This window comes from Acuticoccus kalidii, from assembly GCF_021556395.1.
GTDB classification, from domain to species: Bacteria; Pseudomonadota; Alphaproteobacteria; order Rhizobiales; family Amorphaceae; genus Acuticoccus; species Acuticoccus kalidii.
Map to the genome: position 1 here is coordinate 148,721 of NZ_JAKGCS010000008.1, position 19,854 is coordinate 168,574.

General features: G+C 67.1%; 15 protein-coding genes and 1 tRNA gene. 10 read left to right on the top strand and 6 right to left on the bottom strand.

Going from position 1 to position 19,854, the window contains the following annotated elements; translation table 11 throughout:
- The first annotated feature begins 99 nt into the window (after positions 1-99).
- Genes mbhE through L1787_RS05175 form a run of 9 tightly spaced genes read left to right on the top strand, consistent with a single transcriptional unit; the run spans position 100 to position 9,498 of the window.
- Complete coding sequence (mbhE, locus tag L1787_RS05135; protein ID WP_235707462.1) at positions 100-2,421, top strand: hydrogen gas-evolving membrane-bound hydrogenase subunit E; 2,322 nt, start codon at positions 100-102, stop codon at positions 2,419-2,421.
- Between the two features lie 2 nt (positions 2,422-2,423).
- A complete protein-coding gene (locus L1787_RS05140) occupies positions 2,424-2,825 on the top strand; it encodes an MnhB domain-containing protein (protein WP_235707463.1) in 402 nt (133 codons plus the stop codon).
- Entirely contained in the window at positions 2,822-3,208 is a 387-nt protein-coding gene (locus L1787_RS05145; RefSeq protein WP_235707464.1) for an NADH-quinone oxidoreductase subunit K, read from the top strand. The genes L1787_RS05140 and L1787_RS05145 overlap by 4 nt, the downstream gene beginning before the upstream one ends.
- Positions 3,201-4,721 (top strand): proton-conducting transporter transmembrane domain-containing protein, encoded by a 1,521-nt coding sequence (locus L1787_RS05150; protein WP_235707465.1) that lies wholly within the window; start codon positions 3,201-3,203, stop codon positions 4,719-4,721. Before L1787_RS05145 ends, L1787_RS05150 begins: the two co-directional genes overlap by 8 nt.
- Entirely contained in the window at positions 4,718-5,065 is a 348-nt protein-coding gene (locus L1787_RS05155; protein ID WP_235707466.1) for a Na+/H+ antiporter subunit E, read from the top strand. Before L1787_RS05150 ends, L1787_RS05155 begins: the two co-directional genes overlap by 4 nt.
- On the top strand, positions 5,062-5,355 hold the full coding sequence (locus tag L1787_RS05160; protein ID WP_235707467.1) for an MrpF/PhaF family protein: 294 nt from the start codon (positions 5,062-5,064) through the stop codon (positions 5,353-5,355). Before L1787_RS05155 ends, L1787_RS05160 begins: the two co-directional genes overlap by 4 nt.
- Positions 5,352-6,599, top strand: coding sequence for a monovalent cation/H(+) antiporter subunit G (gene mnhG / locus L1787_RS05165; RefSeq protein ID WP_235707468.1), 1,248 nt, complete (start codon positions 5,352-5,354; stop codon positions 6,597-6,599). The genes L1787_RS05160 and mnhG overlap by 4 nt, the downstream gene beginning before the upstream one ends.
- Positions 6,600-6,646: 47 nt before the next feature.
- Positions 6,647-8,113, top strand: a complete 1,467-nt coding sequence (locus tag L1787_RS25950) for a sensor histidine kinase (RefSeq protein WP_235707469.1) — start codon at positions 6,647-6,649, stop codon at positions 8,111-8,113.
- Complete coding sequence (locus tag L1787_RS05175) at positions 8,110-9,498, top strand: sigma-54-dependent transcriptional regulator (RefSeq protein ID WP_235707470.1); 1,389 nt, start codon at positions 8,110-8,112, stop codon at positions 9,496-9,498. Before L1787_RS25950 ends, L1787_RS05175 begins: the two co-directional genes overlap by 4 nt.
- 12 nt (positions 9,499-9,510) lie before the next feature.
- On the opposite strand, the gene L1787_RS05180 is transcribed toward L1787_RS05175, so the two are convergent.
- The 4 genes from L1787_RS05180 to L1787_RS05195 form a co-directional block, all read right to left on the bottom strand.
- Complete coding sequence (locus L1787_RS05180; protein ID WP_235707471.1) at positions 9,511-10,635, bottom strand: ABC transporter permease; 1,125 nt, start codon at positions 10,633-10,635, stop codon at positions 9,511-9,513.
- Positions 10,635-13,430, bottom strand: coding sequence for a ribosome-associated ATPase/putative transporter RbbA (gene rbbA, locus L1787_RS05185; RefSeq protein ID WP_235707472.1), 2,796 nt, complete (start codon positions 13,428-13,430; stop codon positions 10,635-10,637). Before rbbA ends, L1787_RS05180 begins: the two co-directional genes overlap by 1 nt.
- The gene (locus L1787_RS05190; RefSeq protein ID WP_255720260.1) at positions 13,394-14,464 is read right to left on the bottom strand and encodes an HlyD family secretion protein; all 1,071 of its coding nucleotides are present in this window, start codon (positions 14,462-14,464) and stop codon (positions 13,394-13,396) included. Before L1787_RS05190 ends, rbbA begins: the two co-directional genes overlap by 37 nt.
- A 135-nt stretch (positions 14,465-14,599) precedes the next feature.
- Positions 14,600-15,787, bottom strand: a complete 1,188-nt coding sequence (locus L1787_RS05195) for a mandelate racemase/muconate lactonizing enzyme family protein (protein ID WP_235707474.1) — start codon at positions 15,785-15,787, stop codon at positions 14,600-14,602.
- 259 nt (positions 15,788-16,046) lie between these two features.
- Between L1787_RS05195 and L1787_RS05200 the strand changes: the two genes are divergently transcribed.
- Positions 16,047-17,135 carry a mandelate racemase/muconate lactonizing enzyme family protein gene (locus L1787_RS05200; RefSeq protein WP_235707475.1) on the top strand — a complete coding sequence of 363 codons (1,089 nt, stop codon included), beginning with the start codon at positions 16,047-16,049 and terminating at the stop codon, positions 17,133-17,135.
- A 68-nt stretch (positions 17,136-17,203) separates the two neighbouring features.
- Here L1787_RS05200 and L1787_RS05205 read toward each other — a convergent pair whose 3' ends face one another.
- Complete coding sequence (locus L1787_RS05205; RefSeq protein WP_235707476.1) at positions 17,204-19,165, bottom strand: methyl-accepting chemotaxis protein; 1,962 nt, start codon at positions 19,163-19,165, stop codon at positions 17,204-17,206.
- A gap of 230 nt (positions 19,166-19,395) precedes the next feature.
- A tRNA-Pro gene (locus L1787_RS05210) sits at positions 19,396-19,472 on the bottom strand.
- Positions 19,473-19,854: the final 382 nt, after the last annotated feature.

Sequence of the window (19,854 nt, forward strand, 5' to 3'; positions counted from 1 at the left end):
GACGTTGTCTGAGTAAATCCCAGGAAATCCGCCAAAAACACAGGTGGCACGCACGTTGCGATAGGGCCGTTCAGGCTCGAAATCGCAAGAGGTGCCGCGTTGCTGTTTGTCATCTTGTTATTGATCTGCGCCGGAGCCGCGCTTCTCGCGCGGCCGGTGCTCCTCATGGGGGGACGCTTCGGCGCGCCGCTCCTCGCCCTCGCGCCGCTCGCCGCGTTCGTCCTCCTTGCGCGCCAACAGCCGACGATCGCGGCGGGGGAGGTGATCCTCGCGAGCTACACCTGGGTCCCGTCACTCGGCGTCGACTTCTCGTTCCGCCTCGACGGCTTCTCGCTCCTCTTCTCGCTCCTCATCACCGGGATCGGGACGCTCGTCACGCTCTATGCCGGCGCCTACTTCGCCGAGAAGCCGCGCGCGACCGCGGGGCGCTTCTTGAGCCTCATCCTCCTCTTCATGACGGCGATGCTCGGCACCGTGCTCGCCGACAATCTCGTCGTGATGTTCCTCTTCTGGGAGGCGACGAGCCTTCTGTCCTTCCTGCTCGTCGGCTTCGACAGCGAGAAGGCGGAGGCGCGCAAAGCGGCGCTCCAGGCGCTGATCGTCACCGGCGGCGGCGGGCTCGCCCTCTTCGCGAGCATTCTTCTCATCGGCCTGTCGCTCGGGACCTTCTCCTACACTGAAGTGATCGCCCGCTCCGACGAGCTCGTCGCGAGCCCGTGGCTCGTGCCGATCATCGTCCTGATGCTCCTCGGCGCGTTCACGAAATCGGCGCAGGTGCCGTTCCAGTTCTGGCTGCCGAACGCGATGCAGGCGCCGACCCCGGCCTCGGCCTACCTCCATTCCGCGACCATGGTGAAGCTCGGCGTGTTCCTCCTCGCCCGCTTCGATCACGTGTTCGCGACCGTGCCCTGGTTCGGCGCGACGCTCGTCATCGTCGGTTCGCTCACGATGCTGGTCGCCTCCTTCGAGGCGCTGCGGGCGACGGGTTTCAAGGCGGTGCTCGCCCAATCGACCGTCGCCTCGCTCGGCATCCTCGTGATGCTGATCGGCCTCAATGGCGAAGTGGCCGTCGTCGCGACCGTCGGCTTCCTGATCACCCATGCCTTCTACAAGGCGGCGCTCTTCTTCTGCGCCGGCAACGCGATCCATGCGACCGGGGAGGCCCATCTCGGCCGTCTCGGCGGTCTCGCGCGGGTACTGCCCTTCACCGCGCTCGCCGCGGTCCTCGCGAGTTTCTCGATGGCCGGCCTGCCGCCTTTTATCGGCTTCATCTCGAAAGAATATCTCTTCGAGGCGCAGCTTTCGAGCGGCTGGAACGCCATTCCTGTGGTGATCGCGGTGATCGTCAACTCGGTGATGGTGGGTGTCGCCGGCATCGTCTCGATCCGGCCCTTCTTCCTCAACCGTCGCCGCACCCCCAAAGTGCGCCATGGTGAGACGCCGGGCCTTCTCATCGGCCCGCTCACTTTGGCGCTCGGCGGCATCGCGCTCGGCATCGTGCCCAATGTCGTCGCCGTGACGTTGATCGGGCCGGCGGTCCTCGCCCTCACCGGGATCCCGGTCGACGTGTCCTTCTCGCTCTGGCACGGCGTGACTCCGATGCTCGTCCTGTCGGGCGTCGTCATCACGATGGGCGTGCTCTTGGCGGTGTTCTGGACGCCGATCCACATCCGCCTTCGTCGCCGGCGCATCCTGCACGGCCTGTTCGGCGACCGCTTCTACGACAAGGTGTTCAACGGCACGCTCAACCTCGCGAGCACCTCGACGCGGATCCTCCAGAACGGCGATCAGCATCGTTATACGGCCGTCGTGATGGCCTCCGTGGTCGTCATTCTCGGCCTCGGGCTGCTCCTTGCGGGCAACGGCGCGCCGATCTCGGCGACGGGGCCGCTGCGGATCAGCGTGCTCGCCGTCCTGGTGCTCGCCGCGGTCGGCGCGATCGCGACGACGCTGACGCGTTCGCTCGTCGGCGCGCTCGTCTCGGTCGGCATCGTGGGCTTCGCCTCGGCGCTGATCTTCCTCCTCAACGGCGCGCCGGATCTCGCGCTCACCCAGTTCGCGGTCGAGACGCTTCTCGTCGTGATCCTGACGGCGGTGCTCCTGCGCCTGCCCGTCAAGCGTGAGCACACCCGCCTGCCGCGCGAGCGGCGGCGCGATGCGATCCTCGCTTCGCTCTTCGCCGTCTTCGTCTTCATCGGTGCGGCGTCGATGTCGTCGGCTCCGCCCGACATGGAGCTCAGCCTCTTCTTCGGGGCGAACAGCTACCTCGAGGCGTACGGGCGCAACGTCGTCAACGTCATCCTCGTCGACTTCCGGGCGATCGACACGCTCGGCGAAGTCGCCGTCGTCGCCTTCGCGACGCTCGCGGCCTGGGCGCTCCTGCGCCGCCGCTCCACCCCCACGAAACCGGCGAAAGGCTGATCATGCCGATCATCTTTGCGACAATGTCACGAGTGTTCTTCGCGCTGATGCTCGTCGGCTCGCTCTTCATCCTGATGCGCGGTCACAACGATCCCGGCGGCGGCTTTGTCGGCGGGTTGATGGCGGCGGCGGCGTTCTCGACGCTCGCCCTCACCAGCGGGGTGGGATCCGTGCGGCGGATGCTGCGCATCCATCCCGTGGTGCTCGTCGGAGTGGGCCTCTCGATCGCCTGCCTCTCCGGCATTCCGGGGCTCGTCAGCGACGCCTCCTATCTCACCCATTGGTGGACGAGCGGCGCGCTCCATCTCGGCACCGCGACGATCTTCGATATCGGCGTCTATCTCGTCGTGCTCGGCGGCGTCCTCTGCCTCGTTCTGCGTCTTTACGAGGAGGTCGCACCGTGAACCTCGTCTTCTCACTCGCCATCGCCGCGATCATGGGGGCGGGCATCTATCTCGTGCTGTCGCGCAACGTGATGCGGATCATTTTCGGCGTCTCGCTGATGTCGGCCGGGACCAACCTCCTGATCTTCCTCGCCGGCGGGCTCCAGGAAATCGCGCCCCCGGTCATCGAGAAGGGCGAGGAGGTGCTCGGCACCGCGAGCGCCAATCCGTTGCCGCAGGCGCTCATCCTGACGGCCATCGTGATCGGCTTCTCCCTCGTCGCCTTCGCCGCCGCGCTCGCCCTTCAGGTCTACCGCTCGGACGGCACGATCGACACGCGCGAGATGACCGCCGCCGAGGATCTCGGCACCCCCTTTACGACCGGAGGCGCCACGAATGGCTGATCAATCGGACGCGATCCTCGTCCTTCTGCCGCTCCTGATCCCGCTCGCGGCGGCGGCGTTGACGGCGGTCTTGTGGCGCAGTCCGCGCGCGCAAGGCATCGTCGCGGCGGTGGGGCTCGCCGCGCTCGTCGCGGTCTCGCTCCTCCTCCTGCGTCTCGTCCTCGAAGAGGGGGTCGTCGCCAAGCAGTTCGGCAGTTGGGCCGCCCCCTTCGGCGTTTCCTTCGTGGTCGATCGCCTCAGCGCGGGCATGGTGGTCGTCTCGAGCATTCTCGCGCTCGCCGCCGCCATCTTCGGCATGGCCGACCTCAAGACGCGGGAGGTCCGCGGCGGCTTTCATCCGCTCTTTTTCGGTCTCCTCGTCGGCGTCAACGGCGCCTTTCTGACGGGCGACATCTTCAATCTCTATGTCTGGTTCGAGGTGATGCTCATCACCGCGCTCGGACTTTTGACGCTCGGCCGCACGAAGGCCCGTCTCGACGGTGCGCTGCGCTATGCGGTGCTCAACCTCGTCTCGACGATCTTCTTCCTGATGGCGATCGCGCTCCTTTATGGCGTGACCGGCACGCTCAACATGGCCGATCTCGCGCGCGTCCTGCCGGAAACCGAGCCGTCGGCGGCGCTCACCATCTCCTCGCTGCTTTTCCTGCTGGGCTTCGGGATCAAGGCGGGCTTCTTCCCGCTCTTCTTCTGGCTGCCGGCGTCCTATCACACGGCCTCGATCGTGGTGTCGGCGGTCTTCGCGGGCCTTCTCACCAAGGTCGGGATCTACGCCGCCTTCCGCGTCTTCACCCTGATTTTCGAGGTGGAAGGGTCGGGGATCCGCACCATGGTCGGCGTGCTGGCGGCCGGGACGATGCTCTTCGGCGTCTTCGGCGCGGCGACGCAGTACGATGTGAGGCGGATCCTGTCCTTCCACATCGTCAGCCAGATCGGCTACATCATGCTCGGCCTTGCCATCTCGACCGAAGCGGCGATGGCGGCGGCGATCTTCTACATCATCCACCACATCATCGTGAAGGCGAACCTCTTCCTGCTCGCCGGCGCGATCTACCGCGCGAGCGGCACGTTCGACGTGCGCAAGTCCGGCGGACTGATGCGTGGCTCGCCGCTTCTCGCGATCCTGTTCCTCATCCCGGCGCTGTCGCTCGCGGGCATTCCGCCCTTCTCCGGCTTCTGGGCGAAGTTCCTCATCGTCGACGTCACCTTCCGGGACGAGGCGGCCTGGCTCGGCGCGATCGCGCTCTTTGTCGGCCTTCTCACGATCTTCTCGATGACGAAGATCTGGATGGAGGCCTTCTGGAAGGCCCCCGCCGGCCCGCGCACCACGCCGCGCGCCGTGCCGCGCCCGATGCTCGCCGCGATCGGCGGGCTCGCCGCCATCACCCTTGCGATCAGCTTCGCGCCCGAGCCGCTGATCGCGTTCGCCGACGGGGCCGCCCGCTCGATGGCCGATCCCGCCACCTACATCGCCGCCGTCTTCGGCGAAACGACGCTTGCGGAGGTCGAACAATGACGAGCCTTGCCCTTCTGCCGCGGCGCAGCATGAACGTCGCCATCCTGACGGTGGTGTTCCTGCGCGAGTTGGTGATGTCGTCCGTGACGGTCGCGAAAACGGTGCTCAGCCGCGATCCGAACCCGTCATCGGCCATCATCGCCGTGCCGCTCGAGATCACCACCGACGCCGGGATCACGACGCTCGCCAACTGCGTGACGCTCACCCCCGGCACCACCTCGCTCCACGTCAGCGACGACCGGCGGACGCTCTTCGTCCACGTGCTCGACGCGGATTCGGAGGAGGCGGTGATCGCGGAAATCAAAGAAAAGTTTGAACGCCGCATCAAGGAGATCGAAGCATGATCGAAGCCATCGACGCCCATCTCACCACGTTCGCGTTCGTGCTGATCGCGGTTCTCATGGTCCCGCTGGTGCTCGCCGCGGTGCGCATGATCGCCGGGCCGAGCTATGCCGACCGCTTCATCGCCCTCGACATGGTGACGGCGATCGCCGTCGCCGCCGCCGCGCTCGTGACCGCGGCCACCGGGCGGCGCGAATTTCTCGATGTCGCCTTCGGGCTCGCGCTCGTCGGCTTCCTCGCGACCTGCGCCTTCGCCGGCCTTCTCGAACGCATGAAGGGAGAGACCTCATGACCGCGATTTTGGCACTCATCCTGAAATTCGTCGGGGTCGGCTTCCTGATCGTCGCCGCGGTCGGCGTGATGCGCTTCGCCGATCCCTTCCAGCGGATGCACGCCGCCACCAAGGCGGGCACGCTGGGGGCCGGCCTCGTGGTTCTCGGAACGCTCGTCGGGCAGGGGTCGAGCGACGTTGCGCTGATGGGATCGCTGACGATCCTCTTCCTCCTCCTCACGGTCCCCGTCGCCGGCCATCTTCTCGGCCGCGCGGCTTATATCTCGGGGACGCCCCTCGTCGGCCTCACGAGCGGGGACGCCCTCGACGGCATCCTCACCCGCGAAGCCTTGCCGCCGCGCGCCCGCCTCGCCGACGGGGACGCCGTTCCGATGCCGGCGCTGGCGCCCACCGCGGAGGATGTCGCCTCGCCGGAGGAGCAGACCGCGGAGCCGCGGCCGCTCGAGCGGCTCGCCGACGTCCGTCTCGCCCTCATCCTCAGCCAGGAGGAGCGGGCCTTCGCCCGCGCCCACGCGATCGCCTGCCGCAACGAGGTTCCGCTGACGGCGCACGCGATTGTCGACAGCCGGACGATCGAGCTCGCCGAGGACAAGCCCGACGCGCGCGCCCGGATCCGCAAGGCCTGCGCCGCATCGATGGCGGCGCTCCAGGAGCACATGGAAAAGTGCGGCGCGGGTCTCACCGTCCGCTATGACGAGGGGGTGCCGGAGGCGGTTCTGCGCCATGGGGCGCCGGGGCGCACGCTCTTGGTGGTGCCGCAGGACGGCTGGTTCCATCACGGGGTGGAGCCGTTCCACTCGGACCTCAGCTGGGCCCCGGACGGATTGTTGCGGCTTCCCGCCGTGCACGAAGGCCCGATCCTCTATGCCGGCCATCCGGTGGAGGAGGACGCCGCCCGCGTCGTCCTGCAGGATGGCGGCGAAGAGCACTTGCCCGAGCTCGTCGACTGGGCCCTTCAAAGCCGACTTTGGCCCACCGAGGAAATCTGGCACGTCGGTTCGCCCGATCCGGCGCGCGCCGAGATCTTCGAGCAGATCGCCAATCGTCACGGCGCGCGCTACACCAAGGCCCCGTCCGATCCGAAGAACGCGAACACGCGTGCGGCGATGGTGCGGGTTGCGGACGCGGCGATCATCGGCACCATGCCGCGACCGCTGCGTGCGCGGTGGTATGGTATGCCCTGGACCGAGCGGATCGCGCCCGGCTTCCGGGGCGACGTGCTCGCGATGGAGACGGCGGGCTGACATCGATGGCGCGGGTTCGTCCCGCGCCGCACTTTCGAGGGGGGCGCGTGCGGGACCGATCGTCGACGGATTTCTGGCTCCGGCTCGACCGGCGCGTCTCGCTCACGACGCTTCTGCCCCTCACGATCGCGCTCGCGATGTTCGTCGTCGCGTTCGGCTCCACCCAGATCGGTGTGCGCGTGCTGCGCGCCTCGGAGGAAGGGGCGCTCCGCGACCAGGCCGTCGTCTATCTCGACGCGGTGGCGGGGGCGATCGCCTCGGCCATTCCGGGCGGTTCGGAGCGGGTCGCCGAAGCGGCCTCGCAGCTTCTCGTCTATCGCACCGCGCTCCTCGAAGAGGCGATGGCGGTGCGGTGGGTCGATGCCGACGGCGAGACGCAAACCGTGGTGATCGCCGAGACCGACGAGGCGATCCTGCGCGCCAATCTCGACGAGGCGGCGCGCGCATCCGATGGTCTCACCCGGGTGATCTTCAATCGCGGCGAATCGCAGGCCGAGGCGACGCGCACCTATCGGAGCCCCGCCGGCCCCTTCGCCATCACCGCGACGTTCGATGCCCGCGCCGTCTTCGAGGAGACGCGGCGCGCCGAGCTCGTCGCGCTCGTGATCGACATGGTCGTCGCGATCTTCGCCGCGCTCACGACCTATTTCCTGACCCGCCGCATCCTGCGCCCGCTCGACGGTTTCATCGCACGCCTCGCCGACGAGGGCGGCGGCGCCCGTGGTCCGCGCCTTCAGGGCACGGAGCTCACCCGTCTCGAAGCGGCGCTCGCATTGCGCGAACGCTCCGAGGCGGCGCGCCATCAGGCGCTGTCCGTCGCTGCCGAGCGCGAGCGCGACGCGGTGCTCGCGCGCCTCGCGGCGACCCTCGCCCACGAGGTGCGCAACCCGCTCGCCGGGCTGATGAACGCGGTGTCGACGATCCGCCGCTATGGCGACGATCCCGACGTGCGCCACCGCAATGTCGAGCTCCTCGCCCGCGGTCTCGATTCGATCGCCTCGATCGTCGACGTGACGCTCGCCGCCTATCGCCGCCGCTCCGGCCGGCGACGCCTCACCGGCCACGAGATCCGTGAGATCGACCTCCTCGTCGCCACCCAGGCGCGCCACGCCGAGGTCGAAATCAAATGGGACGTCGATGCGAACGATGCGATCGACACCGACGCCGACGGGCTGCGCCAGATTCTTCTCAACCTCATCCTCAATGCGATCCGCGCCGCGCCGCGCGGCAGTGCGGTCACGGTGTCGCTGACGGTTTCCATGGCGGCCGGGCGAAGCCATGTGACGGTGAAGGATCAGGGAGAAGGCATGTCACCGGCACAGATCGCAGCGCTCACCGGCGGTGGAGGGGAGACGATCGAGCACGAGCGCAGTATCGGCATCTGGCTCGTCGCGAACCTCGTGGAGCAGATCGGCGCCGAACTTGCGATCGAGAGCGTGCCGGGTGAGGGCACCGCGATCAGCGTCATCATTCCGGGAGCCGCCGCGACGCGGACAGCCAAGGAGGGCGGATGACCGGAGCGGTCCCCAACCTCCTTCTCGTCGAGGATGACGAGATCCTCGGCGCCTCGCTCGAGGATCGGCTGAGCCTCGAGGGGTTCGCCGTTACCTGGGTCCATAGCGCGCGGGAGGCGGCGCGCGCGATCCGAAAGCTCCGCCCCGATATCGTCGTCTGCGACATCCGCCTTCCCGACGGCGACGGGGACGATGTGATGCGCGATCAGTTCCAGTCGGTCGGGATGGTGCCGATCGTGTTCATGACCGCCTTCGGCTCGATCGATCAGGCCGTGCGCCTCGTGCGGGAGGGGGCGTGGCACTACATCACGAAGCCCTTCGCCGTCGAGGATCTGATCGAAACGCTCAATGCCGCCGTCGGGCGGACCGCCGAGGTGGTCGCGCAAGAGAGTGACCCGGCCGGCTCCGACACGACGCTCGGCGTCTCGCCCGCGATGATCAGCCTCGCGAAGACGCTGGCGCGAGTCGCCGATACCGACCTTCCCGTCCTCCTCCTCGGCGAAACCGGAACCGGCAAGGAGGTGGCCGCGCGCTATCTCCACGGGGTCGGTGCGAGGGCGGAGCGCCCGTTCGTCCCGGTCAATTGCGGCGCGCTCCAGGCCGACCTCACCGAATCCATCATTTTCGGCCATGAGAAGGGCGCCTTCACCGGCGCGAGCGGGGCGCATATGGGCGTCGCGGAAGAGACCGGAGAGGGGACGCTCTTTCTCGACGAAGTCGGCGAGTTGCCGCTGTCGGTGCAGGTCAAATTGCTGCGTCTCTTGGAGACCGGCGAATTCCGCCGCCTCGGCGGCTCCCGCAATCTCGCCTTTCGCGGCCGCGTCGTCTGCGCGACCAACCGCGATCTCGCCAAGATGGTCGCCGAGGGCACCTTTCGCGAGGATCTCTGGTTCCGAATCAACGTCGTGACCTGCACGCTCGCCCCGTTGCGCGAGCGGCCCGCCGATATCGAGCGACACCTCACCACCCAACTCGCGCGGGCCGCGAGCCGGTTCGGGCGGCCGGACCTCGCGCTCGGCGCCGATGCGCTCGCTTTGGCCCGTCAGCACGCGTGGGCCGGCAATGTGCGCGAGTTGATCAATCGGGTCGACCGGGCGGTGGCGCTCTGTGACGGCGACACGGTGGGCGCGGTGGATCTCTTTCCCGAAAAAAGCGGCGTCACCGCGACCGGCGAGGGGGCATCCGGCGAGGGCGCGGTCGGATCCGAAGCCTCGTTGTCGGAGGTGCGGCGGGCGGCCGAGCGGGAGCACATCCTGCGGGCCCTCGACCGCACCGACGGCGTCCAGAGCGAGGCCGCGAAGCGCCTCGGCATCTCGCGGACGACCTTGTGGGAGAAGATGACCCGTTACGGCCTTACCAGCCGCTCCGACGACGATCGGACGTGAGACAGGCCGCGCTCAGGTCATCTCGCTGATGGTGGAGCGGAAACGCAGGAGCGCCAGGGTGAAGAGCGCGCCACCTATGATCGCCATCGCCACGAGCTGCGGCCAGACCACATCGATGCCCGCCCCGCGATAGAGGATCGCCTGGGCGAGGATCACGAAGTGCGTCGTCGGCGCGGCGAGCATGATCGTCTGCACAAATTCCGGCATGCTCTCTCGCGCCGTCATCCCGCCCGACAGCATCTGCAGCGGCAGGAGGGTGAGGATCAGGAGAAGCCCGAATTGCGGCATCGAGCGCGCGAGGGTGGCGAGGAAGATCCCCATCGACGTCGTCGCGAAGAGGAGGAGGGCGGCGCCCGCCACGAAAAGCGGGACCGACCCGGAGATCGGCACCGCGAGGAATCCCTCGACGACGACGAGGAGAGAAAGGCTCGCCGCGACGAGAACCACGAGCCCCATCGACCAGATCTTCGACACCATGATCTCGAACGGCGTCACCGGCATGACGAGGAGATGCTCGATCGTGCCGTGCTCGCGCTCGCGGATGAGGGCGGCGCCGGTGAGGACGATCGACAGCATCGTCACGTTGTTGATGATCTCCATGATCGAGCCGAACCATGTCTTGTCGAGGGTCGGATTGAAGCGGGAGCGGAGGGTGAGATCGATCGGCAGCCCGGACGCCGATCGGTGGCGTTCGGCGTAGGCGGCGACGGTGTCGGAGATGATGGTCTGGATGTAGCCGGACCCGGTGAAGGCCTGCGAGATCCGCGTCGCGTCGACATTGAGCTGAACCGCCGGCCGCCGCCCGGCGAGAACGTCGCGCTGGAAATTCGGCGGGATGACGAGGGCGAACGTCGCCTCGCCCTCGTCCATCAGCCGGTCCATCTCGCTCTCGCTCGTCAGGATCGGCGCCGTGAAATAAGGCGGAAAGAACGAATCCGTGATCCGCACCGAAAGCTGCGACTGATCGTGGTCGACGATCGCGATCGGTGCGCGATTGAGTGTCTCCGGCACCGCCGTCGCGCCGCTATAGACGGCGAGCGAGAACGCGTAGACGACGAGGATCATCATCGTCGGATCGCGCAGGAGATTGCGCAGCTCCTTCACCCCGAGATTGATGATGTTGAGAAGCGTCCGCATCACCGATCCTGTTTCGGCAGGAGAGCGGCGGTGAGGCCGAGAAGGACCGGCGCCGCGACGAGGAGCGGCAGGAAGGCCGGATAGAGCTCGGCAAATCCGAGCCCCTTGGAAAAGGCGCCGCGCGCGATCACCAGGAAATAACTGGTCGGGTAGACCTCGCCGATGAGCCGGCCGACACCCTGAAGCGACGAGACCGGATCGATCATGCCGGAGAAGTTGACCGCCGGCAGGATCGTCAGGATCGCGGTGCCGAAGACCGCGGCGATCTGGCTCTTCATGAAGGTCGAGATGAGGAGCCCGATCGCGGTGGAGCAGCACAGATAGAGCACGGCGCCGAGGAGGAGGGTCGGCAGGCTTCCCGTGAGCGGGACGCCGAGAAGGCCGACGGCGAGCACGACCAGCGTGAGGAAGCTGACCATCGAGACGGCGACGTAGGGGATCTGCTTGCCGAGCAAAAACTCGATCCGCGTCGTCGGCGTCACGTAGAAATTGACGATCGAGCCGAGTTCCTTTTCGCGCACGACGCTGAGCGCGGCGAGCATCGCCGGGATCAGCATCATCAGAACCGGGATCACCCCCGGCACGATTGCGATGATGCTCTTGACGGAGGGATTATAGCGATAGCGCAGCTCGATCGTCGCGAGCGGGGCGATCCGATCGCCATAACCCGCCTCGGTCGCGCGGGTCTGGAGCCAGTGGGCATGCATCCCCTGGACGTAACCGGAGATGGTCTCGGCCCGCGTCGGCATCGCCCCGTCGATCCAGGCGGCGACGGAGACCGGGGCGCCGCGCTCGATATCCCGCGCGAAACCCGGCGGAATCTCGATGGCGAGGCTGATCTCGCCCGCCCGCATCCGCGCGTCGATCTCGTCATAGGAATAGGCGGGCTCGGTGGCGATGAAATAGCGCGAGCCCTGAAGCTCGCCGATATAGTCGCGGCTGCGCGCGGTCTGATCGCGGTCAAGGACGACGAATTTCAGCCCCTCGACGTCGAAGCTGATGCCGTAGCCCATCACGAACATCAGGATGACGCTGCCGAGAAGGGCGAGCGTCAGGCGGATCGGATCGCGCGTCAGCTCGAGCGCCTCGCGGTGGGAATAACTGAAAACACGCCGCGGATCGAAATGCCGGCGTGCGCGGGGTGCGCGCGGCGCGGCGGCCGGTGTGTCGTCGATGGTTGGCGGTGGGGGCGCGATGGTGCCGGCGCCGGACGCCGCCTCGAGCCGCGCGATGAACGCGTCCTCCAGCGAGCCGCCGCCTTGGGCTTCGACCAGCGCCGCCGGCGTGTCGGTGACGAGCACCTTGCCGGCGTGCATCAAGGCGATGCGGTCGCACCGCTCCGCCTCGTTCATGAAGTGGGTGGAGATGAAGATCGTCACCCCGTCCTTGCGGGAGAGGTCGGCGAGGATGCGCCAGAACGCGGCGCGGGCGACCGGATCGACGCCCGAGGTCGGCTCGTCGAGGATGAGGATTTCCGGCGCGTGGATCATCGCCACCGCGAGCGACAGGCGCTGGCGATGGCCGAGGGGAAGGTCGTCGGGATAAAGGCCCTCGACGCCGCGAAGGTCGAAGCGGTCGATCATCTCGGCGACGCGCCGTGGCCGCTCGGCCGCCGGCAGATGAAAGAGGCGGGCGTGAAGCTCCAGATTCTGGCGGACCGAGAGCTCGCTATAGAGGGAAAAAGCCTGCGACATGTAGCCGACGCGCCGACGCGTCTCGATGTCGTCCGGCTCGACGGCATGGCCGAAGAGGCGCGCCTCGCCTTCGCTCGCGGGCAGAAGGCCGGTCAACATCTTCATCGTCGTGGTCTTGCCGCAACCGTTGGAGCCGAGAAAGCCGAAGATCTCGCCCTTTTCGATCCGGAACGAGGCGTGATCGACGGCCGTGAAGTCGCCGAAGCGCTTGGTGAGGCCCTCAGCCTCGATTGCGATCGGACCGTCTCCGTCGCGCGCCGGGGCGATCGTCACCTCGCGATAGCCGGCTCGCTTGTCCTCCGGCAGGAGCGCGATGAAGGCGGCCTCCAGCGAGGCGGTTCCGGTGCGCTCGAGGAACGCATCGGGCGTGCCCTCGGCGAGGATCTTGCCATCGTCCATCGCGATCAGCCGGCGAAAGCGCGCCGCCTCCTCCATATAGGCGGTGGCGACGACGACGCTCATTTGCGGCCGTGTCGCGCGGATATGGTCGATGAGATCCCAGAACTGGCGGCGTGACAGGGGATCGACGCCGGTCGTCGGCTCGTCGAGGATGAGAAGGTCCGGGTCGTGGACGAGGGCGCAGCAAAGGCCGAGCTTCTGCTTCATGCCGCCGGAGAGCTTGCCGGCCGGCCGGTCGAGAAAAGGGGCGAGGCCCGTGCTTTCCGTGAGGTCGGCGATGCGGCGTGTCCGCTCCGCCCGGTCGTGACCGAAGAGGCGGGCGAAAAAGTCGATATTCTCGCGGACGGATAGGGTCGGATAGAGGTTCTTGCCGAGCCCTTGCGGCATATAGGCGATCTGAGGGCAGGCGCTTTGCCTGTGGCCGGCGTTCGCCATATCGCCGCCGAGCACCTCCACCGTGCCGCTCTCGATCCGCCGAGCGCCGGCGATCAGCGAGAAGAGCGTCGACTTGCCGACACCGTCGGGGCCGATGAAGCCGACGATGTCCCGCGCCGCGATGTCGAGGTTGATATCGTCGAGGGCGCGTTTCGAGCCATGGTGGAAGCCGACATTTCGGAGGCGGACGACGGGGGAGGCCGCGCCCTCGCCGTCGGCCGCCCCGCCGCTCACTGGGGCAGCCTTATCGCGAGATCGTCCGGCCATGCCGCATCGGGGTCGAGGCGGATGGTGGCGACGCCCGGAAGGCCCGTCTTCACGTATTGGATGTACGTCTTGAGGAGCGACGGATCGATGCGCGCCTTGATCCGAAATGTCAGCTTTTCGCGCTCTTCCTCCGTTTCCACCGTCTTCGGCGTGAATTGCGCGACGCTCGCCACATAGGTGACGGTCGCGGGGATGACGTATTCCGGCGCCGCGTCGAGAACGATGCGCGCCTCGGTGCCGATCGCGATGCGGCCGGCCTCGGAGGTCGGCAAAAAGAGGGTCATGTAGACGTCGGTGAGGTCGACGAGGTTGAGGATGGTCGCGCCTGAGGCGACGACCTCGCCGGGCCGTGCGACGAGATATTGGATCCGCCCCTCGCGGGGAGAGGTGAGGACGGCATCGGCGAGATCGGCCTCGATCCGCTCGATCGTCGCCTCCGCCGCGTCGACCTTCGCCTTCGCCATGACGACGCCGGATTGGGCCGAGGTGATTCCGGCCTTCGTCGCCGCGACCTGGGCTTCCGCGGCTGCGACGATGGCGGTCGCGCCTTGGTGGGTGGCGTCGGCCTCGTCCTGTTGGGCGATCGGGGCGGTGTTGCGGCGCACGAGCTGGGTGACGCGGTCGAGCGTCTTCTTGGCGATGTCGAGCTCGGCCTCGCGCTGCTTGAGGACAGCCTCGGAGGCCCGTTGCTCGGCCTCGGCCTGGGTGACTTGCTCGTTTGCGGTATCGACGCCGATCTTGGCTTGCGCGAGGAGGGCCTGCGCCTCGCGCAACTGCGCCCGTAGCGTCGCCGTGTCCATCCTGGCGAGCACCTGGCCGACGGCGACGTCCTCGCCCTCGTCGACCAGGATATCCTCGATCCGCCCGCCGGTCTTGGCGGCGACGTCGATCTCGACCGCCTCGATCCGGCCATTCGATGCCGCAAAGCCCGCGGGAACCCCGCTCGGGCGTAGCTGCAGCCAGACGAGATAGGCGACGATCCCAAGGACCGCGATCACCAAGACGGGGCGTAAGACTCTACGGGTGGTGATCATGGGCGGTCAGCCTCTCATGAAACCGGGCCGGGATGATGACACGGAATTATAAAGGCATTCGCCCCCTTTGGCTCGGTCGCAAACGCCGGTTCGATTCGCATTGACGCAAATCAGATGCCGCCCGCCCGTGTGCGGTCATCCAATGCGTTCGTGTCGCACCGTATGCCGCGCGACCGCGTCCTCGTCCACGTCGACGCCGAGGCCGGGACCGGTCGGAATGGTGAGGCATTCGTCCTCGATGACGAATTTCTGTTTCACGAGGTCGTCGCGCAGCGGATTATAGGTGCGGTCGAACTCGATCATCGTCTCGTTCTGAAGAGGGACCGGGTTCGCCGTGTAGGGCGCGCGCGGCACGATGGCGAGCGCCTGAAGCGCCGCCGCCACGGCGACGCCCGAGCCCCAGACGTGCGGCACCACCATGATGTTGTGCGCGCTCGCGAGGGCGAGGATGTTCCGCCACTCGGTGAAGCCGCCGCACGCGCAAATGTCGGGCTGGACGATGTCGACACAGCCTTCGCCGATGAGGTCGCGAAAGCCGTAGCGGGTGAACTCCGCCTCGCCCCCGGCGATCGGCACGTCGAGCGCGGCGCGCAAGCGGCGATAGCCCGCCCGATCCTCCGGCACGACGGGTTCCTCGAACCACAGGAAGCCGAGCTCTTCCATCGCCCGCCCGATGCGGATCGCCGCCGACGCCGTGTAGGCGTGGTTCGCGTCGACCATGATGTCGACATCCTCGCCGAGCGTCGTCCGCACGAGGCGCATACGCTCGATATCGTCCTTGATGGGAAGGAGGCCGATCTTCATCTTCACCGCGCCGACGCCGGTGGCGCGGATCCGCTTCACCTCCTCCTCGAGCTTGGCGAGCATCGTCGGCCGGTCCTGATAATCGGGCGGATAATAGCAGCCGGTGCCGTAGGCGCGGACGCGGGTGCGGATCGCGCCGCCGAGAAGGGCGTGAACCGGGCGGCCGACCTCTTTGCCGAAAATGTCCCACAGGGCGATGTCGATCGCGCTCAGCGCTTCGACATATGCGCCCTTCTGACCGAAATCGCGGGTGCGGCTATAGAGCTCCTCGAAGATCGCCGTCGGGGCGGTCGGATCGCGTCCGAGGAGCTTGGGGCCGAGAACGTCGCGGATGCAGGCGGCCGGTGGCTCGGGCGGGCCGTATTGCCCGCCTTCGCCCCAACCGACGGTCCCGTCGCTCGACGTGATGCGGACGAGAAGGCTCGAGCGCTCGTCGAAATATTCCTGCGATGAATAAAAGCTGCCCGCGCCGCTCTTCACTTTGAGGACGTAGGTGTCGATGCGTGTGATTTCGGCCATTTCGGTCGTCTTTTCCGCCCGTTCTGGGGTGTTTCCTCGGGATGCCGAAATCGGTCCGTGGCGGAGCCGCCATCTCGAAATCGGCGTTTGTTCATGAGGTTAGCGCATTGGATTTCGGTCTGGAAAGCGCGTTCGCTGGCATGGACTGGCGCACCGCGCGATTGCCGCGATATCGTCTCGCCACAGGGTGCGATCGATTGCACCGATCGCGACGCCCCACGAAAAACGCCTCGGAAACAACCCAAGGACCACTCGCCCCATGAAGATCGAAGCCGTCGACGTTGCGCACTATCACGTCCCGCTTCCCGTTCCGCTGTCGGACTCGACGCACGGGATCATCACCCATTTCGACCTCGTCGTGGTCCATATCCGTGACACGGATGGGGCGGACGGGTTCGGCTACACCTACACCGTCGGCGCGGGCGGGGACGCGATCCGGTCACTGTGCGAGAACGATCTGAAGCCGACCCTCATCGGCGCCGATGCCGATGCCATCGAGGCGATCTGGCAGAAGAACTGGTGGCATCTTCATTATGTCGGCCGGGGTGGGGCGGTGAGCTTCGCGATGGCCGCGATCGACGTCGCCCTGTGGGACCTCAAGGCGAAGCGGGCGAAGTTGCCGCTCTACCGGTTCCTCGGCGGCGACGATCCGGCCGTCTCGGCCTATGTCGGCGGCGTCGATCTCCAGTTTCCGACGGATAAGCTGATCGCCCAGGCGAGCGAGGCGATCGCCGGCGGCATCCGGGCGATCAAGATGAAGGTCGGCCGGGCGCGTCTGGCGGAGGATATCGAGCGCGTCGCCGCGATGCGGGCTCATATCGGCCCGGACATCACGCTGATGGCCGACGCCAATATGATCTGGCGCATGGACGAGGCGATCCGCGCCGCCCGCGCCCTCGCGACTTACGATCTCTTCTGGATCGAGGAGCCGACGATCCCGGAAGATGTCGCCGGGCACACGCGCATCGTGCGCGATGGCGGTCTGCCGGTCGCCACCGGCGAGAACTTCCACAGCATCCACGAGTTCGCCCGTTTCATCGAGGCGGAGGCGGTGAGCTTTCCGGAGCCGGACGCGGCGACGCTCGGCGGCGTAACGCCCTGGCTGAAGGTCGCCCATCTCGCCGAGGCGAACAATCTGCCGGTGACGACGCACGGGATCCATGATCTCCACGTCCACCTGCTCGCCGCCGTTCCGAACAGCTCATACCTCGAAATTCACGGCTTCAGCCTGAACCGCTTTCTGGAGGAGCCGCTGCGGATCGAGGAGGGCAAGGCTCATGCGCCGGACCGGCCGGGCCACGGCATCCTCCTCGATTTTCGTCGCCTCACCGAGCATCGCGCCGGTTGACGGCGTCGGCGGGCGGCTCGTCCGCCCGCCGAATGCCGCGGCGCGTGGGGTGGGGGGAGGCAGTCCGCTCAGGCCGCCTTCAATTTCGCGATGAAGTCGTCGACATGGGCCTGCATCTCGGCCGCTTGTTGGGCGAGGTCCTCGGATGCGCCGAGGAGCTGGGCCGCGGCGGCGCCGTTGCTTTGCGAGATGCGCGCGACGGCGGCGACGCTCGTCGTGACCTCTTCGCTGCCGTCCGCCGCATCCTGGACGTTGCGCGCGATCTCGCGCGTCGCCGCGCCCTGCTCTTCGACGGCGGCGGCGATCGCCCCGCTCACCTCCGCGATCCGACCGATGACGGCGGAGAATTCGCCGATCGTCCCGACCGTCTCGCCCGTCGCGTTCTGGATCCCCTCGATCTGGAGTGAGATCTCCTCCGTCGTCGCCTTCGCGGTCTGCTCGGCGAGGCCCTTCACCTCCGCAGCGACCACCGCAAAGCCTTTGCCGGCCTCACCGGCGCGCGCGGCTTCGATCGTCGCATTGAGGGCGAGGAGGTTGGTCCGATTGGCGATGTCGCTGATGAGGTTGACGACGGCGCCGATCCGCTCGGCGGCTTGTGACAGGGTCTGAACGAGCGCGCCCGACCGCTCCGCCTGTTTGACGGCATTTTGCGAGATGCTGCTGCTTTCGCTGACCTGCCGCGTGATCTCGGTGATCGAGGACGACAGCTCTTCCGTGGCGCTCGCGACGGTCTGCACGTTGACCGAGGTGCGCTCGGAGGAGCGCTCGACCGCTTCGGTCTGCCGTGCGGTCTCGCTCGCGGCGCCGGACATCGCGGCGGCGGTCTCGTTCATGTTGGATGCCGCCGCGGTCACCGCCCGCACGACAACCGAGGCGTTGCCGCTGAAGGATTGCGAGAGGCTCTCGATCACCGCATTGCGCTCTTGTTGGCGGCGCTGAGCCTCCTGTTCGCGGAGTGCGAGCGCTTCCGATTCGGCGAGATTGGTGCGGAAGATCGCGAACGCGCGCGCCATGTCGGCGACTTCGTCCCGCCCGACGGCTTCGACGCTCGCCGACTTGTCCCCCTGGCTGAGACGGGTCATCGCGTCGGACAGCCGTTTGATGGGCACCGCGATGCCGCGCCCGATGGCGACGGCGAGCCCGGTTATGACGAGGGCGAGCGTGATCCCGCTCGCGAAGAGGATGCGTTGTCCGCGCGCCTCGATCGCCTCCATACGGCTTTGGGCGGCTCTATATTGCGCATCGCTGGTGGAGACGACCGCCTCCAGGATGGGCTCGGCGGCCGCATAGGCGTTGCTCAACGCCTCGAGGCGTTCATCGAGCCTCAACTGAAGTGTCGCCAGCGCGTTGAAGGCGTTCGCATAGTCGTTCGACAGGCGCGTGAGGCGTTCCCGCTCCGGGGGCGAGAGGTCGGCCTCGCGAAGGCGCGCCTCGAAGGTGTCGCGCTCTTTGGTCAGGCGCTCGATATATTTCGGGTGCTTGCGGGCAAGAAAGTCCTTCTCATGGCGGCGCATCATCAGCATCGACACTTGGAGACGCGGGGCGTCGTGCGTCTCGAGCGCGGCTTCGATCGTGTGGACCGCGGCGCGAAGGGCGCCGAGCAGCCCGTCGGATTCGGTGAGGCCCATGCGGATGGTGTCGTCGGCCACCGCCTCGAAACCTTCGGTGTAGATGCTGAAATTGCGGTCGAGCGCGGCAAGGTCCGCGGTGACGCCCGCATCGTCATTCGCGAGGTCGGCGATCGACCGGGCGATGGCGGCCGCCGACTCGGCGTGACGCTGCGCGTACACCTCGTCCTTGCGCAGAAGGAAGTCTTTCTCGTTGCGCCGCGCCATCAGGAACGCTTCGCCGATGGTCCGCGCTTCGATATAGTTGGCGAGCGCCGCCTCTCGCTCCGAACTCACCCGCGATTTCAAGATATCGGTGAGCATGATGACACCGAGCATCACCGCGAACCCAAGAAGCGCGACGACGGCGATCAGCATGACCTTGGTGCCGATCCGCAAACGTGTGAGTGCTGTCTGTACCATCGAGGGCGGCTCACCCTTGTGTGACTTTCGGACGATCGAATGTCACACACGAGGCTTTCGCCTGACTGCCCGACGGTCGGTCAGGCGGCATTGCACCGCTCTTCGTGAGTTTGGGATGGGGCCGTGAGTTTGGAATGGGGATGCGGCCGGAGGCAAAGGCCGACCCGACGCCTCAACGTCCGGGGCCGGGCGTCCACGACGATGCGCGGTCGGGATCTCAGCGGCGAAAATGGTCGGAGCGGCAGGATTCGAACCTACGACCCCTTGACCCCCAGTCAAGTGCGCTACCAGGCTGCGCTACGCTCCGATGTGGGGGTGAGTATCGCCTTTGGCGCGGCAGTGCAAGCGTCTGTTCGGGCCGATTGGGGACGAGCGCGGGACGGCCCTCGCGGCGGCGCCAGTCGATCGTCCGGGGGCAGCGCGTGCGATGCTCGCGCCGTGCCGCAACGGGTGGTCGCGGGGCGGGCGGGATGCGACATGGCGCGCCATCATCGGTTCAAGATGATGCCATTGGATTGATGAATCTTGCCGGTTCGACTAAGGAATGAAGCAGCCTGGGCAGGACCGTGTCTAGCTCCGACCTACGTTGCCGCAACATGTTCACATGTTCAAACCCCATGCCGGCTGGGACCCGGTCCGTCGTCCCAGTTCCATCAGATCAGGAAGTCTTCTTCGCACGGAAGAGGCCT

Bases quoted from the DNA above. Each gene is read 5' to 3' on its own strand.
- L1787_RS05150 (WP_235707465.1), top strand. From the start codon at position 3,201: ATGGCTGATCAATCGGACGCGATCCTCGTCCTTCTGCCGCTCCTGATC.
- L1787_RS05180 (WP_235707471.1), bottom strand. From the start codon at position 10,635: ATGCGGACGCTTCTCAACATCATCAATCTCGGGGTGAAGGAGCTGCGC.
- L1787_RS05155 (WP_235707466.1), top strand. From the start codon at position 4,718: ATGACGAGCCTTGCCCTTCTGCCGCGGCGCAGCATGAACGTCGCCATC.
- L1787_RS05160 (WP_235707467.1), top strand. From the start codon at position 5,062: ATGATCGAAGCCATCGACGCCCATCTCACCACGTTCGCGTTCGTGCTG.
- L1787_RS05195 (WP_235707474.1), bottom strand. From the start codon at position 15,787: ATGGCCGAAATCACACGCATCGACACCTACGTCCTCAAAGTGAAGAGC.
- L1787_RS05175 (WP_235707470.1), top strand. From the start codon at position 8,110: ATGACCGGAGCGGTCCCCAACCTCCTTCTCGTCGAGGATGACGAGATC.
- L1787_RS05205 (WP_235707476.1), bottom strand. From the start codon at position 19,165: ATGGTACAGACAGCACTCACACGTTTGCGGATCGGCACCAAGGTCATG.
- mnhG (WP_235707468.1), top strand. From the start codon at position 5,352: ATGACCGCGATTTTGGCACTCATCCTGAAATTCGTCGGGGTCGGCTTC.
- L1787_RS05190 (WP_255720260.1), bottom strand. From the start codon at position 14,464: ATGATCACCACCCGTAGAGTCTTACGCCCCGTCTTGGTGATCGCGGTC.
- L1787_RS05140 (WP_235707463.1), top strand. From the start codon at position 2,424: ATGCCGATCATCTTTGCGACAATGTCACGAGTGTTCTTCGCGCTGATG.
- rbbA (WP_235707472.1), bottom strand. From the start codon at position 13,430: ATGGCCGGACGATCTCGCGATAAGGCTGCCCCAGTGAGCGGCGGGGCG.
- L1787_RS05200 (WP_235707475.1), top strand. From the start codon at position 16,047: ATGAAGATCGAAGCCGTCGACGTTGCGCACTATCACGTCCCGCTTCCC.